The following is a 16,620-nucleotide window of genomic DNA, read 5'->3' as shown; positions in this document are numbered from 1 at the left end:
CCGTACCCCTACGCTGGTCGCTCGGAGCCGGGCTAAAAAGACATTTGTTAATCGGGACAAGGCAAAAATGTGACCGCCGACGACAGGGTGTAGTTTGCTCTCGTCGACCATCGGATGTCCGGATGCATGTGGTTGCTATGTTTGTTAGGAAGCCCATCTTGTCTATTCCTTCGAGAAGTGACGGGGCAAAGTTAAGTGCATAATAACAACAAAACCAAAAGGATTTTGCGACGAATAAAGATTATGTAACCCTGAGGAGGATTGTATCCTCGCAGAATCAGTACGTTACGAACTGAATTTGGAATATAAAGGTCTGGCTACGGTTCTGGCTTTATGAACCAAAGGAGGTATTTTCTGAACATCGCGTCGGGCTATTCCTGCGGGAGGCGAGGCATAGAAAGGGAGCGAAAGGGTAAGAATCAAGAGAGGCGGACACCTCGGTGGGTGTCCGCCTCTTTTTCCACAGGTTTCTGCGGGCTATACCGCATACTGCATCGCGATAGGTGCAGCGGGGGCAGCTTCCTGCCTTTCGCGCTCCGCAATGCGCCGCAAATCGTTTTCGTAGGCGGCTTGCAGGTTAGTCCAGAGCGTCGCATCGATATGTAGCGCCTGCTCCAGCCTCTGAGCAAGGTCAGGCGTAAAGTCTCGTCGCCCCTTCAATAAAGAAGTCAGTACGGAGCGCTCGATGCCCAGTTGCCCTGCAAATGCCTTCCGACTGATCCGACGAGCCTTCAACTCCTCCCAAAGGATCTCGCCCGGATGGATAGCGATAGCGGGTATGATGTCGTCGTAATTGACCCCCTTGTAATCATCTCTTGTTTCCATAATGCGTGTCGTCTAATTCTATTATGTATATCTCAATCCCATTCTCATTCTCCGTAAAGATCAATCGCTCTACAGCGCCGTTTGCGATTCTGACCGAGCTTTTGCCTTTATAGTCGCCATGCTTCAGCTTTTCATAATGCAGAAAAGAGATCTCAGGCAACAGGCTCACATGACTGGCTGTCTTTAGGGCATTGATAGCCTTTATCAACCCACGGTAGAGGTCTTTCGATCGTTCTATCTTTCTATAGTGTCTATTCTTCTTTGTATGAATAAGCTCCTCCAAGTCCTGGTCTAAAATCACAACATTCATAGTCGTCTATTTTCATTGGTAGTACAAAGATAGTGCTATTCTTTGGGGCCTCTATCTCTGTAAAAGATACCATCCGGACGCATGTAGAAACAAAAACGGGGGTCATATCACAATAGCTTCCCGTGGCGGGAGGGATAGCGCTACGGTCCATGTCTCTCTATGAATGCGTCTGTTTGTCGTCGCTTGAAAAGGTTGTCTGGAGGCATATGCAATCGTTCCTCTCTTCGAAAGGGCACAAAAAAAGATCCTGCCGGAGGGGGGGTAACGCCCGCTTCTTTGCGAGCCGTCCACTCCGGCAGGATCATGGGTCAGGAAGCGGTGCCCTCGAGGGGAGGGAGCGTTCCTTTTTATCGGTGCTTACTTCTTCAGCAACAGTCCGCGAGCCACCTCATCGGCCGTTTCCGAGCCCATCAGATAGTCCACCACGGCCATGCCGAAAGCATAGACCATGCCTGGCTATTTGTTTGACAATAGTTTCTTTTGTGCCAAACTCGCATATTAGTGAGTCTTGTCGTATTAATTGCAGATGCTTTTCCGATACTGATCCCTGCTATTGAATTTGTTACGAGTGTATCGTCGATGGTTCAATTTGTATTTAAAAAGGAGGTCTATATGGATAAGGCAAATTATAAATTGGGCGTGATGGGGAACCTGGCAGCACGATTCCGTCGGATTTTATCTGCATAGTTCGTAAGGCTACAATATATGAGAGTTCCCCAACGCTGCCACCAATAAAGAGGCTCACTAAAAAAGTGAGCCTCTTCTTTTGAAGACATCTATGTTACCACAAAAAAATCCTGCCGGAGGGGGGAGTAACGCCCGCTTCTTTGCGAGCCGTCCACTCCGGCAGGATCATGGGTCAGGAAGCGGTGCCCTCGAGGGGAGAGGGCGTTCCTTTTTATCGGTGCTTACTTCTTCAGCAACAGTCCGCGAGCCACCTCATCGGCCGTTTCCGAGCCCATCAGATAGTCCACCACGGCCACGCCGAAAGCATAGACCATGCCCGGCCCGCGTCCGGTGATGATGTTTTCCTCTTTGACCGTGTCAGCCTCCACCACGGTTGCGCCCGTGAGGTATTGCTCGAAGCCGGGGTAACACGTGGCGCGACGTCCGCGGAGCAGCCCCAGTCCGCCGAGCACGAGTGGCGCGGCGCAGATAGCGGCCACTAATCGGCCCTTCTCGTAATGGCGGACGATAGCCTTCTTCAAGTCTTCATAATCGTTGAGCATGGGCCCACCACCGGGCAGCACGAGTGCGTCCGCGTCGGTCAGGTCGATGTCCTCAAAGAGTGCGTCTGTCACGACAGGGATGCCATGCCCACCCGTAACCGTTCGATCGCCGGTCATTGAAACCGTGACCGTCTCTACATTCCCGCGACGCAGCACGTCCGTCGTGCCGATGGCTTCGGTCTCTTCGAAGCCCGTCGCAAAAAACACATATGCCTTCTTTCTCATTGTTGGTAGATATTATGATGGATGTAAATGAATAGCTGAAGGGCTTACTTCAGTCTGAACATGTAAGTGATTGTTCCGCTCTGATTGTTCGTGCCCTCGATGCTGTTGAACTTGGCGCGACGGGCAGCTTCGACGGCGCTGCGGCGCATGGAAGCGTTGTCGATGTTCGTGCCCTTGCCGATGTCGGCAGCGATGACGTTACCCGCCGGATCGACCACGATGTTGACCACGATGCGACCTTCCTCTTGCACCGTGTAGGCCGGATGCGGCAGGCCTCCCGCTCCGATAGATCGGCCACTTAAGCTGAACCCCGTGCCAACGCCTTTGTTGGCACCCCGATCAGCGTTGCCGAGGGGACTGCCCTGGTTGCCAGTGGTCGTCTTGCCCGTGCCTTGACTTGAATTGTTCTTACCGAAAGCACCCGCCACACGGTCACGAATAGCCTGCTCTTTCTTGCGTTGCTCCTCGGCTTGACGGCGACGCTCGGCCTCGGCTTTGCGTTCTGCTTCGGCTTTCCGTTCAGCCTCTTTGCGTCGGGCCTCGTCTTGTCGGCGGCGCTCCGTGTCTTGACGCTGACGCTCCTCTTGTTGCTTGCGTAGTTCCTCCTGTCGGCGTGCTTCTTCTTTCCGCTTCCGCTCTTGCTCTTTCTTCCGCTGTTGGGCCAAGGCCACGGACTCTTCTTGGTCTTGTGTGATGAGCTTTTCCGGTTGCTTGGGTGTGGGAGGAGTAGGAGGCGTAGGTGGAGCGGGGGGCGTAGGAGGCGGAGGGACGACGGTCTCCTCTTGCACCTCTTCCGTCGGTTCGTCCTGCGCAGGCTCGCCCTCCGGCTCAAACGTTCCGGTGGCCTCGTCTATCGTGCCGAAGTTCACCATCACACCGCCATCTTCCTCCGGCTCCACGGCTTTCAGCACCGTGAAATAGAGGATCAGCAGGATGACGGCGTGGAAAAGGATCGATCCGACAATAGCCAGCAGGTTGTTTTTCTTCAGCTTCATGGCGTGCGCTCCGGTGGACGGGTGGCGAGCACCACCTTATATTTATTCTCGTTGGCCAGGTTCAGCACGCTCACGATCTGACCGTAAGGGACGGTCTCGTCGGCATAGAGGGCGACGAACATCTCCGGGTCGGCCTCGTATTGCTCTTGCAGGAAGGGGGCGATGTCTTCAAAGGCCACCTGCTGCTCGCGTTGGTTGCCTGCCGCGACGTAGAAATTCCCTTCCGCGTCGATTGTCACGCGTGTGATGGGTTTGGCTGCCGTCTGTTTCTGCGCCTGCGGCAAGGTCAGCTTGATCGCGTTCGGCACCACTACCGTAGAGGTCACCATGAAGAAGATCAGCAGCAGGAAGATGACGTCCGTCATCGAGGCCATGCTGAAGGCTTCATTCACTTTCGTTTTTCGTTTCAGTGCCATGACGTCGTTAGTGTGCAGGTTCGTTCAACAGATCCATGAACTCCATCGTGCTTGCCTCAAGTTTATTGACCACGTTCTCCACGCGAGCCACTAAATAGTTGTATGCAAACAGAGCGATGATACCGACCACAAGTCCGCCGACCGTAGTCACAAGTGCCTCGTAGATACCGCCTGAGAGCAGCGTCACGTCCACATTGGTTCCCGCGTTAGCCATGTCGTAGAAGGCGCGCACCATACCCGTAACCGTCCCAAGGAATCCCAGCATAGGTGCACCCGCTGCGGTAGTTGCGATGACAGGGAAGCCACGTTCGAGTTTCGAAATCTCAATGTTGCCCGCGTTTTCGATGGCAGCCAGCACATCAGCGGTAGGCCGACCCAGGCGGAGGATGCCTTTCTCAATCATGCGAGCGGCAGGGGTTGGCGTCGTCCGACAGAGGTTGAGCGCCTGATCGATCTTGCCTTCATAAATGTAGTCGCGGATACGGTTCATAAACGTTTCGTCGTTTCGTCCCGCCTGGCGGATCACGAGCAGTCGCTGAATAAAGAAGTAGATGGCCACCAATGAGAGCACCAGTAGGACGCCCATAATCCATCCGCCCTTCATGGCGAGATCGATGATATTGATTTGAGCCTGTGCTTGTGCGGCGTCGGCCGCGATTTCAGTTGCTGCATCGGCGGCTTCTTCCGTAGCCACTTGCGCGAAGAGGAATAAGATGTTCATATCGTTTCTAATTCTGTGTTGTATGGGGTTACTGTTAAATGCGGCTTCAAGACGGGAAGGACAGAGCGGGGGACTTGCCCTACACTCCCCCCCCGAATAACTATTTCGGTTCTCCTTTCAAGCAGGCCTTGTAGAGGCCAATGGTTCGCTCCAGTCCGTAATAGAGTGCGTCGCAGATCAAGGCATGGCCGATCGAGACTTCCTCAATCCACGGCAGGTGCGAAGCAAAGAAGGCTAAGTTTTGCAGGCTCAGATCGTGCCCTGCATTGACACCGAGGCCGAGGCTTTTCGCCCGCTTTGCCGCTTCCACAAAGGGTGCTATGGCGTGGTCTCGATTGCTGTTATATCCGTTGGCATAGGGTTCGGTGTAGAGTTCGATGCGATCCGTCCCCGTTTTGGCTGCCCATTCGATATTCTCCAGATCCGTCTCCACAAAGAGCGACGTCCGAATGCCGTGGCCTGTGAATGTGTCCACCAGTTCGCTCAGTTGGTTAAAGTGCTCCTTTACGTTCCAACCCGCGTTGGACGTCAGCACGTCTGGCGCGTCGGGCACCAGCGTCACCTGCGTCGGCTTTACGGTGAGCACCAGATCGACGAACGACTGGATGGGATAACCTTCAATGTTCAGTTCTGTTTTGATGATCGGCTTGAGCGCATAGACATCGTTATATCGGATGTGTCGCTCGTCCGGGCGCGGGTGCACGGTAATGCCCTGTGCCCCGTAGGCTTCGCAATCTTTAGCGATCTGCACCACATCGGGCACGTTTCCGCCACGTGCATTGCGAAGAGTCGCTGCTTTGTTGATATTGACACTTAACTTAATCATGTGAAAAAAATCTGGTTCTGCTATGTTCCTTACATTTGTACGTCTAAAAAATGCAGCGCAAAAGTAGGACGATTCGGGAGGGAACGAAACAAAGTCATACAATTAAAAATCAGAATATGAAGATCGGAATATTCGGCTGTGGATATAGGCCGGATAAGCTGCCCTTGTTGCAGCGACTGTTTGAGAAACTGAACCGCTTGGAGGCGGAAATCTTCGTCTCCAAAGACTTCCACGCCTTTCTCACCACAACGCCCCACTTCTGCCCGCCCATCTCTGGCGTGCTGACCGTGGCGCCGTTTGATTTGGACGTTGCCCTGAGCGTAGGGGGCGATGGCACCTTCCTGCGTGCCGCTGAACAGATCGGACGGCAAGACATCCCCATCTTGGGCATTAACACCGGGCGCCTCGGATTTTTAGCCGAAGCCGGACCGGAACAGATCGAGGAGACGCTCGATGAGCTTTTTCGTGGCGATTATCGGATCGAGCGGCGGATGATGCTGCGCTTACAGACGCGCGGTTCCGACGGCTTGACGCGCTCGGAGATCTATTCCGAGACACCGTCCGACTCCGAGGCCCCGTCCTCGAACTATGCCTTGAACGAGGTCGTTCTACTTAAGCGCGAAACCTCGTCCATGATCACCATCCATACCTATTTAAATAAGGAGTACCTCACGTCTTATCAGGCCGATGGACTCGTGATCGCCTCGCCCACCGGATCGACAGCCTACTCCATGAGTGTCAATGGGCCGATCCTCTTGCCCGGAAGTGATAACATCGTGCTCAGCCCTGTGGCGCCGCATAGTCTGAATGTGCGTCCGTTGGTCATTCCAGCCTCGTACGAAATAATCTTAAAGACCGAAAGTCGGAATGACTCCTATCTCGTAGCCCTTGACGGACGGTCACGGAGTCTCTCTACGGATGTCGAACTCTCTGTTTGTAAGGCGGATTTCTCCACGCAGATGATTCATCGTAACAACCGAAATTTCTATCAGACACTGCGTGATAAGCTGATGTGGGGCGCAGATATAAGAGTTAAATAAGCGTAAGTGTAGGCCCTTTTTCGTCGGCGGGTATTGCCAGAATCGGGAACAGGCCTACTTTTGCATCGTGTTTTTCATGGTATTAGATTTAAGGTTAACAATGAAGATTGTGGTTGTCGTGAGACAACCATTTCTTTTTTATACCCACCCGTAGTTTCATCGCACATCTATCCGCTTCATCTCATATACAGCCGTCGGCCCTCGCAAAGGGCCGTTTTTGTTTCTGCATGCGTCTGGAGGATAGGTGCCACAGGAATACGACGAACCTCTTTCTGGGGAAACTGTTCTATTCCGTTCAGAACGAATGCACCTGAAGCGGTAGGGGCGTAATGCTTACGCCCCTAAATACATCGAAGAGGCGAGAGGTGGGGCGGACATTTGAGTCAGCCTGTTCCGATTCTATTTATTATAAGGATGCACGAAATCGTTTCCGTTGGAAACGTCCTGAGGGCGTATGCCGTACGCCCCCTTTTCCCGCCGCACGAAACCGATCTCCAGCAAATTTTACCGCCTTCCCGCCGCACGAAGGCGTTTTTCGAGCGATTTTATCGCCTTCCCGCCGCAGAAAACCGTTTTTCTGAGATTTTTTTCCATTTCCCGCCGCAGAAAACCGTTTTTCTGAGATTTTTTTCCATTTCCCGCCGCGGGAAAGCGTTTTTCTGAGAATTTACCCCATTTCCCGCCGCGGGAAGGCGTTTTCAGAAAGTTTTGATCGGTTTCCCGCGGCGGGAAGGCGTTTTTGAAGGTCAGCGATCGGTTTCGCGTTTCATTTTGGCGTTTCGAAAAAGCATTAACCCCAAATGAGCGAACGACAGGTGGGCCCAAACGCAAATGATCGAATCACTTGAGGCCTTGAGCGGGCTCAAATGATCCGATCATCGGGTCATCGGTGCCGGAACGATTCCGGCCGGGAGGAGGGAGGGTCAGCTCCTGAGCGTTTCCTCGATCGCTTCGACGGTGGAGCGGAAGTTCTTATTGATGTCCATCTGATCCTTGACCGTCTTGCAAGCATGCAGCACGGTGGCGTGATCCTTACCGCCGACCACCTTACCGATGCGTGAGAACGAGGCCGAGGTGTACTTCTTGGCCAGGAACATGGTGATCTGGCGTGCCTGCACGATCTCGCGTTTGCGCGAAGGCGTCTGCACGAGTGACTCTTCGAGGTTAAAGAAGCGGCAGACTTTCTCCTGAATCTTTTCGATGGAAAGCTCCTTGTTTTCCACGCGAACCGTCTGGCCTACGACGCGCTGCGCCATCGCCATGTCGACGGGGCTGTTATTGATCAGCGAATTGGCCATGAGCGAGACCAGCACGCCCTCCAAGTCGCGGATATTCTCCGTCACGTGATCGACGATGTAGTTGAAGACCTCGTCGCTGAGCACGAGCCCCTCGGCCTCGATCTTATTGCGCAGGATGGTGCGACGCAGCTCTGCATCGGGTCGCCCGAGCTCGGCCGTGAGACCCCATTTGAGGCGCGTAATGAGTCGCTCCTCCAATCCCTGCATATCAACGGGCGCCTTGTCGGCCGTCAGCACGAGCTGCTTGCCGAGCTGGTGCAGGTTGTTGAAGATGTGGAAAAAGGCCATCTGCGTCTTGTTCAGGCCGACCAGCTCGTGGATGTCGTCGAGGATGAGCACGTCGAGACTCTGGTAGAAGTTCAGGAAGTCGTTCGACGTGTTTTTGATCACTGCGTCGGTGTACTGGATGCGGAAGCGGTGGGCGGAGACGTAGAGGACACGCTTCTCGGGGTGCATTTGACGGATGCGCAGGCCGATGGCGTGGCAGAGGTGCGTCTTACCGACGCCCGACGGGCCATAGATGAAAAGCGGGTTAAAGGTCGTCTTGCCCGGATCGTTCGACACGGCCACGCCGGCCGTACGAGCCAGCTTGTTGGTCACGCCCTCGAAGAAGTTATCGAACGTATAGCGGCGGTTGAGCTGCGAGTCCAGCTCCTCGGGCGCCACCTGCGTGAAGGGCGTCTGGATCATGCGACTCACGCCCGGACGTGGCGCAGCGGCACGTGTCGTAGCGGCCGATGAGGCGTCGTCGGCACCCTCTTCGCCCATCACGCGGTAGTTCAGCGAGACGCCTTGGCCAAACACCTTCGGCACGGCCATGCGAAGCACGTTGACGAAGTTGGCCTCCAGATACTCGTAAAAAAACGGGCTGGGCACCCGTATCGTTACTTTCTGCTCGTCGAAAGACAGGGGCGTGATGGGCTGGAACCACGTCTTGAACACGGCCTCCGGCACGTTATCCCTGATTATCGACAGGCATTTATCCCATAAAAGTTGACATTCAGACTTCATTGTAGCATATGTAAGTGTGGGGGGTTAGACAGCGTGGGATGATTGTTTTGCGGCGTAAAGGTCTGGCAATAAATCAAAGTCCAAAAGCGGCCTCGGCTCGTGAACGAGGGCTTGCACAGGTCGCGCCCGTTCAGTGCCAAACACTTAGGAGTATTCGTTTCGTTTGCTGGCATTTAGCGAGGCAAAACGCGCTTGGAATGCGGATAATACGCCATTATGGACACCCCACTGATCCATCTGTCCCGAAGCGTCGAATAGCCCCAAAGGCACGGATTTATGGCTTGAAATAATACCCTTCCAACCTTCAACGAAAACTCCAAATCCATTCCAGAAGTTAGAATGGATCCAACATGAAGCCAACAGTCCCCCTCCCTTGACCATCCGCCTGCACATCGGCACATCTAACCCGACGGTGTGGTGTCGCAACGGATGCCCTAGGCCGGGGTCGGAGAAAGACGAATCAGCATCGACAAAAGCCCACGCCTCGATGCCTCCCCCCAAGGCACTCCTACGAATTGGCCTACTTTTGCCGCCCACCATACAGATTTCATCATACACATATATATATCCTTATGAGCGTAACCATCAGGGAGGTCACGACTAAGAGCGAGCTCAGGCGCTTCGTGAAGTTCCCCATCGACCTGTACAAGGGCAACCCCTACTATGTGCCGGGGCTGATCGACGAAGAGATGATCACCCTGTCGCGAGATAAAAACCCGGCCTTCGAGAATTGCGAAGCCATCTACTATCTGGCCTATCGAGGCGAACGCATCGTCGGGCGCATCGCGGGCATCATTGCGCACGCCGCTAACCGCGTCTGGAATCAACACCGCGCTCGCTTCGGCTTCGTGGACTTTATCGACGACCAGGAGGTGGTCGACGCCCTCTTCGCCGCCGTCGAAAAGTGGGCGCGTAAGAAGGGCATGGACGCCCTACACGGGCCTATGGGCTTTACCGACTTGGATCACGAGGGCATGCTCATCATGGGCTTCGACCAGATCGGCACAATGGCCACCATCTACAATCATCCCTACTACCCGCAGCACATGGAGCGCATGGGCTACACCAAGGATCAGGACTGGCACGAGTTCAAGATCTACATCCCCGACGCCATCCCCGAGAAGCACCTACGCATCGCCGAGATCGTCAAGAAGAAATACGGGCTGAAGGTGCTCAAGTTCCGTCGCCGCAAAGACATCATGCCCTATGCCCACAAGGTGTTCGAGACGCTGAACGCCGCCTACACGCCCCTCTACGGCTTCGCTCCGCTGACCAAGCGGCAGATTGATTACTACGTCGACATCTATATCCCCCTGCTGCGACTCGACCTCGTGACCGTCATCGTCCGCGAGGAGGACGACGCCGTGGTGGGCTTCGGCGTCTCCCTACCCAACCTCTCACACGCCCTGCAACAGGCCCGAGGCAGTCTGCTGCCCTTCGGCTTCTTCCCGCTGATGAAGGCGCTCAAGTCGAAGGCACGCGTGATCGATCTCTACCTCACGGGCGTCCTGCCGGAGTATCAGAACAAGGGCGTGAACGCGTTGCTCTTCACCGACCTCATCCCGCAGTATATCAAGATGGGCGCCGAGTATGCCGAGAGCAACATCGAGCTAGAAAACAACACCGCCGTGCAAGCTCAGTGGGACTACTTCAAGCGTGAGCATCACAAGTCGCGCCGCGCGTTTATCAAGCATTTATAGAGGATAGAGGGTAGAGGGTAGAGGGTAGAGGGTAGAGGGTAGAGGGTAGAGGGTAGAGCCGGGTACATGCCAGTCCTACTCTCTACTGCCCACTCTCCTCCCCCCTGTTCTCCTCTCTCTACCCTCTACTCTCTACCCTCTACCCTCTACCCTCTACCCTCTACCCTCCACCCTCTACCCTCTACCCTCTACTCTCTACCCTCCACCCTCTAATTATGGACATCTCCCCCATCACCGCATACGACGACCGCGACATTGTCACCCTCGAAGGACTCGAGGCCGTCCGCAAGCGCCCCGGCATGTACATCGGCAACACGCACGGAGGCGAGGATCGTAACGACGGCATCTACGTCCTGCTCAAGGAAGTGATCGACAACTCCATCGACGAGTTCCGCATGAAGGCCGGCCACCGCATCGACGTCCACATCGCCGACGGCACCGTCAGCGTGCGCGACTTCGGGCGCGGTATCCCCCAGGGCAACCTCGCCAAGACCGTCTCCACGCTCCACACCAGCGGCAAGTTCGGCTCCGAGGCCTTCAAGAAATCCATCGGGCTGAACGGCGTCGGCATCAAGGCCGTCAACGCCCTCTCGACCGACTTCACCGTCGTCTCCTACCGTGACGGCGTGGAGAAGCGCGTCGACTTTGCGCGCGGCAAACTGACGGCCGACCACCCCACCGTGCCCACCACGGAGAAGAACGGCACACTGATCCGCTTCACCCCCGACCCCACCATCTTCGAGGCCTACGCCTACCGCAACGAGATCGTCGAATCGCTCATTCGCAACTACTGCTACCTCAACTCCGGCCTGGCCATCTATTACAACGGCACGAAGTTCTTATCCGAAAACGGACTCGAGGACTTGCTCAACGAGAACATCACCGACGAGATCCTCTACCCCATCGTCCACCTCCGTGCCGACGACATCGAGATCGCCTTCACGCACGTCAACCAGTCGCGCGACGACTACTATTCCTTCGTCAACGGCCAATACACCTCGCAGGGCGGCACCCATCAGGCAGCCTTCAAGGAGGCCTTCGCCCGGACGGTGAAGGAGTTTTACAACAAGAACTTTGAGACGGCCGACATCCGCAGCGGGCTCGTGGCCGCGATCTACATCGGCGTCGAGGAGCCGGAGTTTGAATCGCAGACGAAGATCAAGCTCGGATCGCGCAACATGAGTCCCAAGGGCGACGTCTCCGTGGCCAAGTTCGTGGGCGACTTCGTGAAGAAAGAAGTAGACAACTACCTCCACAAGACGCCCGACACGGCCGACGCTCTGCTGCGCAAGATTCAGGAGTCGGAGAAGGAGCGCAAGGCCATCGCCGGCGTGGCCAAGCTGGCCCGCGAGCGCGCCAAGAAGGTGAACCTACACAACCGCAAGCTGCGCGACTGCCGCATCCACCTCAACGACGCCAAGAGCGAGAACAAGACCGAGAGTAGCCTCTTCATCACCGAGGGCGACTCGGCCAGCGGATCGATCACCAAGAGCCGCGACCCGAACCTGCAAGCCGTCTTCAGCCTCCGCGGCAAGCCGCTCAACTGCTTCGGCCTGACGAAGAAGATCGTCTACGAAAACGAGGAGTTCAACCTGCTGCAGGCGGCGCTCAACATCGAGGACGGCCTCGACGGACTGCGCTACAACCGCGTCATCATCGCCACCGATGCCGACGTGGACGGCATGCACATTCGCCTGCTGCTGATCACCTTCTTCCTCCAGTTCTTCCCCGACCTGATCAAGCAGAAGCACCTCTACATCCTCCAGACGCCCCTCTTCCGCGTGCGCAACAAGCAGCAGACCCTCTACTGCTACAGCGAGGAGGAGCGCGCCGCCGCCATCCGCCGCTTAGGCAAGAACCCAGAGATCACCCGCTTCAAAGGCCTCGGAGAGATCTCGCCCGACGAGTTCAAGCATTTCATCGGTAAAGACATCCGCCTCGACCCCGTGTCGATCAAAAAGGAAGACTCCATCAAGGAGATGCTCGAGTTCTATATGGGCAAGAACACGCCCGACCGGCAGAACTTCATCATCGACAACCTCGTCGTCGAAGAAGACCTCGAGAACAACTGAATAACGAAAAGTGAAAAACGAAAAGTCCTGCCGGCCGTTTTTAGTTTTTAGTCTTTAGATTTTAGTTCTATGCATCGCATCGCCATCTTCCCCGGCACCTTCGACCCCTTCACCATCGGCCACCGCTCGCTTGTCGACCGCGGCCTGGGGTTGGTAGACGAGATCATCGTGGCCATCGGTACGAACGAGAACAAACGGACCTACTTCCCAATCGAGAAACGGTTGGAGTTCATCCGTACCCTCTATCGTGACGAGCCACGCGTCCGTGTGGCCGCCTACGACACGCTCACCGTCGACTTTGCCCACACCGTCGGCGCCCGCTTTATCCTGCGCGGCATCCGCACGGTCAACGACTTTGAGTATGAAAAGAACATCGCCGACGTCAACCGTAAGCTCGCCGGCATCGAGACGTTCATCCTCTTTACCGAGCCGGAGCACACGCACATCAGCTCCTCCATCGTGCGCGAGCTGCTGCACTTCGGCAAGGACATCTCCGACTTTATCCCCCCCGAGATCCGCGACATGGCGCAGACGTAAAACCCGCCTCCTGATTCGGGTCCAACCATTGGTTTGAAGCAAAACCGGCCCCTGATTTGGGCCAAACCATTGGTTTGAAGCAAAACCGGCCCCTGATTCGGGCCAAACCATTGGTTTGAAGCAAAACCGACCCCCGATTTGGGCCAAACCATTGGTTTGAAGCAAAACCGACCCCCGATTCGGGCCAAACCATTGGTTTGAAGCAAAACCCGCCCCTGATTCGGGCCAAACCAGGTGGTTTGAACCCAAACCGACCCCCGAAAAGGGCCAAACCAGGTGGTTTGAACCCAAACCGACCCCCGGAAAGGGTCAAACCAGGTGGTTTGAACCCAAACCGGCCCCTGAAAAGGGTCAAACCAGGTGGTTTGAACCCAAACCGACCCCTGAAAAGGGTCAAACCAGGTGGTTTGAACCCAAACCGACCCCCGGAAAGGATCAAACCAGGTGGTTTGATTATTGACAATACATCGAAAGGGCAGACACCCAGAGGTGCTCTCCCCTCAACAAAACAGATTATGAGAAAGACAATCGTATATCCCCTGCTCCTCATCGGCAGCCTGCTGATGACGGGCCGTGTCCGCGCCCAGCAGCCACAGTGGCCGGACGAGAACGCACGCAAACTCTCCATCGCGCTCTATGCGATCGAGAATCTTTATGTGGACGAGCCCAACAAGAAGAAACTCGTCGAGGACGCCATCCGCGGCATGCTCGACAAGCTCGACCCCCACTCGGCCTACTCCGACGCCGAGGAAACGAAAGACCTCAACGAGCCGCTCCAAGGCGGGTTTGACGGCATCGGCATCCAGTTCAATATGCTTACGGATACGCTCTACGTCGTTCAGGTCATCTCCGGCGGGCCCTCCGAGCGCGTCGGGCTGGCGGCTGGCGACCGGATTATCATGGTCGACGACACGGTCATCGCGGGCGTTAAGATGAAGACGACCGACGTCATGCGTCGTCTGCGTGGGCCCAAGGGCACCGAGGTGCGCGTCAAGGTGCAACGCGGAGGCAGCCCGAAGCTGATCGAGTTCAAGATCATCCGCGGCAAGATCCCCGTGCACAGCCTCGACGCCGCCTACATGGCCGACTCCACCACGGGCTACATCCGCCTGAACCGCTTCGCCAACACCTCGCACGAGGAGTTCCTCGAAGCCCTCACCCGGCTTCGTAAGGAGGGCATGAAGCACCTCGTGCTCGACCTTCAGGGTAACGGCGGCGGCTACCTGCATGTGGCCTGCAACCTGGCCGACGAGTTCCTCAGCAACGGTCGCCTGATCGTCTACACCGAGGGCCGCAACTCGCCGCGCGAGGAGGCCACGGCCACGGCCACGGGCAACTTCGAGGACGGCCGCCTCGTCATCCTCGTCGACGAATCGTCGGCCTCGGCCAGTGAGATCGTCTCCGGCGCCGTGCAGGACTGGGATCGCGGCGTGATCGTCGGTCGGCGCACCTTCGGCAAGGGCCTCGTGCAGCGTCCCATCCCCCTGCCGGATAACTCCATGATCCGCCTCACCATCGCCCGCTACTACACCCCCGGCGGACGCAACATCCAAAAGCCTTACACCGGTGGCGACGCAGCGGCCTACAATCGCGACCTCATCGACCGTTACAACCACGGCGAACTGATGAACGCAGACAGCATCCACTTCCCCGACTCGCTCCGCTCGCGTACGCTCGTCAACCACCGGACGGTCTACGGCGGCGGAGGCATCATGCCCGACCGTTTCATTCCGCTCGACACCTCGCGCTACACGGATTATCACCGCCGGCTCGTCGGCCTGGGCTATATTTACCGCACGGTTCTCAGCTACGTCGACGGGCACCGCAAGGCGCTCCGCAAGCGTTACCCGGACTTCAAGTCCTTCAGCCAACAGTTCACCGTCGGCGACGAGCTGCTCTCCGACCTCTGCGCGCGCGCCACGGCCGACTCCGTGGCCTTCGACTCCGCGCAGTACGCCAAGTCGCGCCCCCTGATCGCCCTCCAACTCAAGGCGCTCATCGCCCGCGACCTCTTCGACGAGACGGCCTACTACCGCATCATCAACGAAGACAACGAGAGTCTTCGCGAGGCCCTGCGCATCATCAACAATGCCGAGGCCTACGAGAAGATCCTCCGCGGCGTGAAGAGCGACAAGTGACCCAAATGCGCGTACCCGTCGGCTACTCCCGGGTACGCGCATTCGGGCCTTTGGCCCAGCCGGGGGGCGTCTGCGGACGCCCCTACCTATGAACTCGAATATTCTTAACTCATTCATTTTTCAAAGCTCATGAACAGATTACATCACTCACTCATCGCGCTCCTGGTAGCCCTGACCACATGGAGCGCCGCGGCACAGACCACCTACCGCGTGGAAGACGTGCCCAACATGCAACTCATCGACTACACACGCTTCGTCTCCGACCCGGCCGACTCCATCGACGCCGCCGACGAGGCCGCGCTGAACCAACGCATTGGCTATCTCCGCGACTCGCTCGATGTGGAGATCGCCGTCGTCGTCCTGCCCGCTATCGACGGCGACAAGTACGGCTCCGCACGCGAGTTCGCCAACGAACTCTTCAACACCTGGGGCATCGGCAAGAAGGAGACTGACCGCGGCCTCCTGATCCTGCTGATCACGAACGAAGACAACCGCGAGATCACCTTCGAAGTCGGCTACGGACTCGAGGGCGAACTGACCGACGGCCTCTGCAAACTGATCCAAAAGCGCCGCATGATCCCCCCTATGAAGGAGGGCCGCTACGGCGAAGGACTCTTAGCCGGCCTCGAGGAGGTGCGTAAGATCCTCACCGGCGAATCCACCCTCGAGGCCGACGCGAAGGCCGAGGATGAAAAGGAAACCAAGGAATTTGTCATCAAGGCCTGCAAAATCTGGTGGGGGATCGGCGCAGTCGTGGTCATTCTCCTGCTGCTTATACAGCTAATGGAAGCCCAGACGTCTAAGTCAGATGCCGAGATAAAGGAGACGAAACACAACTGCAATTTGGCTGTGATCGGCGGTGGGCTGATCTTCTGCCAGTTCCCGTTAATACCGATCTACTTCCTCCTCAAGCTCCTCCTCTGGCCGTTGCTGCGGTCCCGCGTCAAGTGCAAACAGTGCGGCGCCGTGGGGCGCTTCAAGTTAGATGGCTCCCCGCTGAAGCACAAGGAGAAGAACGGCACACGCAGGACCTACTATTATGTCTGTCGCAACTGCGGCTATGAGAAGGAGGAGGAGACCTTCGAAAAAGAAAGCAGCTCGTCAACCATTCGCGATCGCGACGACGACCGCAAAAGCCGTTCGTGGAGCAGCGGCAGCAGTAGCAGCTCGAGAGGTGGCTCCTGGGGCGGCGGACGCAGCGGTGGAGGCGGCGCCAGCTCAAAGTTCTGATGCACCGACCCGCGGGGCGTCTGCGGAAGCCGGCGGGCGTCTACGGA

At 56.6% G+C, this 16,620-nt stretch carries 14 protein-coding genes; 7 read left to right on the top strand and 7 right to left on the bottom strand.

Features of this window, described 5'->3' with window-relative positions; translation table 11 throughout:
- Nucleotides 1-477: 477 nt before the first annotated feature.
- The 6 genes from C7123_RS09900 to C7123_RS09870 all read right to left on the bottom strand — a co-directional run bounded on the left by C7123_RS09900 (nucleotide 478) and on the right by C7123_RS09870 (nucleotide 5,547).
- Nucleotides 478-825: a HigA family addiction module antitoxin gene (locus tag C7123_RS09900; RefSeq protein WP_069174917.1), complete on the bottom strand. Its 348-nt coding sequence runs from the start codon at nucleotides 823-825 to the stop codon at nucleotides 478-480.
- Nucleotides 826-2,043: 1,218 nt separating this feature from the next.
- Complete coding sequence (locus tag C7123_RS09890) at nucleotides 2,044-2,589, bottom strand: DJ-1 family glyoxalase III (RefSeq protein WP_069174915.1); 546 nt, start codon at nucleotides 2,587-2,589, stop codon at nucleotides 2,044-2,046.
- Nucleotides 2,590-2,633: 44 nt separating this feature from the next.
- Nucleotides 2,634-3,584, bottom strand: a complete 951-nt coding sequence (tolA, locus tag C7123_RS09885) for a cell envelope integrity protein TolA (protein ID WP_037997608.1) — start codon at nucleotides 3,582-3,584, stop codon at nucleotides 2,634-2,636.
- Complete coding sequence (locus C7123_RS09880) at nucleotides 3,581-4,000, bottom strand: ExbD/TolR family protein (RefSeq protein ID WP_037985230.1); 420 nt, start codon at nucleotides 3,998-4,000, stop codon at nucleotides 3,581-3,583. The genes tolA and C7123_RS09880 overlap by 4 nt, the downstream gene beginning before the upstream one ends.
- Before the next feature lie 7 nt (nucleotides 4,001-4,007).
- Nucleotides 4,008-4,721 carry a MotA/TolQ/ExbB proton channel family protein gene (locus C7123_RS09875; RefSeq protein WP_037985232.1) on the bottom strand — a complete coding sequence of 238 codons (714 nt, stop codon included), beginning with the start codon at nucleotides 4,719-4,721 and terminating at the stop codon, nucleotides 4,008-4,010.
- Nucleotides 4,722-4,821: 100 nt separating this feature from the next.
- Nucleotides 4,822-5,547: a pyridoxine 5'-phosphate synthase gene (locus C7123_RS09870; protein ID WP_037995100.1), complete on the bottom strand. Its 726-nt coding sequence runs from the start codon at nucleotides 5,545-5,547 to the stop codon at nucleotides 4,822-4,824.
- Nucleotides 5,548-5,663: 116 nt separating this feature from the next.
- Here C7123_RS09870 and C7123_RS09865 point away from each other — a divergent pair, with 116 nt between their 5' ends.
- Both C7123_RS09865 and C7123_RS09860 read left to right on the top strand, forming a co-directional pair.
- A complete protein-coding gene (locus tag C7123_RS09865) occupies nucleotides 5,664-6,587 on the top strand; it encodes an NAD kinase (RefSeq protein WP_069174914.1) in 924 nt (307 codons plus the stop codon).
- A gap of 414 nt (nucleotides 6,588-7,001) precedes the next feature.
- Nucleotides 7,002-7,250 (top strand): hypothetical protein, encoded by a 249-nt coding sequence (locus C7123_RS09860; RefSeq protein ID WP_069174913.1) that lies wholly within the window; start codon nucleotides 7,002-7,004, stop codon nucleotides 7,248-7,250.
- Between the two features lie 260 nt (nucleotides 7,251-7,510).
- Here C7123_RS09860 and dnaA read toward each other — a convergent pair whose 3' ends face one another.
- Nucleotides 7,511-8,896: a chromosomal replication initiator protein DnaA gene (gene dnaA, locus C7123_RS09855; protein ID WP_069174912.1), complete on the bottom strand. Its 1,386-nt coding sequence runs from the start codon at nucleotides 8,894-8,896 to the stop codon at nucleotides 7,511-7,513.
- 572 nt (nucleotides 8,897-9,468) lie between these two features.
- On the opposite strand from dnaA, the gene C7123_RS09850 reads away from it, so the two are divergent.
- The 5 genes from C7123_RS09850 to C7123_RS09830 all read left to right on the top strand — a co-directional run bounded on the left by C7123_RS09850 (nucleotide 9,469) and on the right by C7123_RS09830 (nucleotide 16,573).
- Nucleotides 9,469-10,596, top strand: a complete 1,128-nt coding sequence (locus C7123_RS09850) for a protein-tyrosine phosphatase family protein (RefSeq protein WP_037985238.1) — start codon at nucleotides 9,469-9,471, stop codon at nucleotides 10,594-10,596.
- A 215-nt stretch (nucleotides 10,597-10,811) separates the two neighbouring features.
- Nucleotides 10,812-12,668: a DNA topoisomerase IV subunit B gene (locus C7123_RS09845; RefSeq protein ID WP_037985240.1), complete on the top strand. Its 1,857-nt coding sequence runs from the start codon at nucleotides 10,812-10,814 to the stop codon at nucleotides 12,666-12,668.
- Between the two features lie 69 nt (nucleotides 12,669-12,737).
- On the top strand, nucleotides 12,738-13,205 hold the full coding sequence (coaD, locus tag C7123_RS09840) for a pantetheine-phosphate adenylyltransferase (RefSeq protein WP_037997596.1): 468 nt from the start codon (nucleotides 12,738-12,740) through the stop codon (nucleotides 13,203-13,205).
- Between the two features lie 563 nt (nucleotides 13,206-13,768).
- Entirely contained in the window at nucleotides 13,769-15,343 is a 1,575-nt protein-coding gene (locus tag C7123_RS09835; RefSeq protein WP_394365941.1) for a S41 family peptidase, read from the top strand.
- Between the two features lie 129 nt (nucleotides 15,344-15,472).
- Complete coding sequence (locus C7123_RS09830) at nucleotides 15,473-16,573, top strand: TPM domain-containing protein (RefSeq protein WP_069174909.1); 1,101 nt, start codon at nucleotides 15,473-15,475, stop codon at nucleotides 16,571-16,573.
- Nucleotides 16,574-16,620: the final 47 nt, after the last annotated feature.

The organism is Tannerella serpentiformis (assembly GCF_003033925.1).
GTDB classification, from domain to species: domain Bacteria; phylum Bacteroidota; class Bacteroidia; order Bacteroidales; family Tannerellaceae; genus Tannerella; species Tannerella serpentiformis.
The sequence above is the reverse complement of the archived record's forward strand: the minus strand, read 5'-3'. Positions and strand labels throughout refer to the sequence as shown.

What these genes read in the sequence shown, in the direction of transcription:
- coaD (WP_037997596.1), top strand. Translation starts at nt 12,738, where the DNA reads ATGCATCGCATCGCCATCTTCCCCGGCACCTTCGACCCCTTCACCATC.
- C7123_RS09865 (WP_069174914.1), top strand. Translation starts at nt 5,664, where the DNA reads ATGAAGATCGGAATATTCGGCTGTGGATATAGGCCGGATAAGCTGCCC.
- C7123_RS09875 (WP_037985232.1), bottom strand. Translation starts at nt 4,721, where the DNA reads ATGAACATCTTATTCCTCTTCGCGCAAGTGGCTACGGAAGAAGCCGCC.
- C7123_RS09870 (WP_037995100.1), bottom strand. Translation starts at nt 5,547, where the DNA reads ATGATTAAGTTAAGTGTCAATATCAACAAAGCAGCGACTCTTCGCAAT.
- C7123_RS09880 (WP_037985230.1), bottom strand. Translation starts at nt 4,000, where the DNA reads ATGGCACTGAAACGAAAAACGAAAGTGAATGAAGCCTTCAGCATGGCC.
- C7123_RS09900 (WP_069174917.1), bottom strand. Translation starts at nt 825, where the DNA reads ATGGAAACAAGAGATGATTACAAGGGGGTCAATTACGACGACATCATA.
- C7123_RS09860 (WP_069174913.1), top strand. Translation starts at nt 7,002, where the DNA reads ATGCACGAAATCGTTTCCGTTGGAAACGTCCTGAGGGCGTATGCCGTA.
- C7123_RS09830 (WP_069174909.1), top strand. Translation starts at nt 15,473, where the DNA reads ATGAACAGATTACATCACTCACTCATCGCGCTCCTGGTAGCCCTGACC.
- dnaA (WP_069174912.1), bottom strand. Translation starts at nt 8,896, where the DNA reads ATGAAGTCTGAATGTCAACTTTTATGGGATAAATGCCTGTCGATAATC.
- tolA (WP_037997608.1), bottom strand. Translation starts at nt 3,584, where the DNA reads ATGAAGCTGAAGAAAAACAACCTGCTGGCTATTGTCGGATCGATCCTT.
- C7123_RS09835 (WP_394365941.1), top strand. Translation starts at nt 13,769, where the DNA reads ATGACGGGCCGTGTCCGCGCCCAGCAGCCACAGTGGCCGGACGAGAAC.
- C7123_RS09850 (WP_037985238.1), top strand. Translation starts at nt 9,469, where the DNA reads ATGAGCGTAACCATCAGGGAGGTCACGACTAAGAGCGAGCTCAGGCGC.
- C7123_RS09845 (WP_037985240.1), top strand. Translation starts at nt 10,812, where the DNA reads ATGGACATCTCCCCCATCACCGCATACGACGACCGCGACATTGTCACC.
- C7123_RS09890 (WP_069174915.1), bottom strand. Translation starts at nt 2,589, where the DNA reads ATGAGAAAGAAGGCATATGTGTTTTTTGCGACGGGCTTCGAAGAGACC.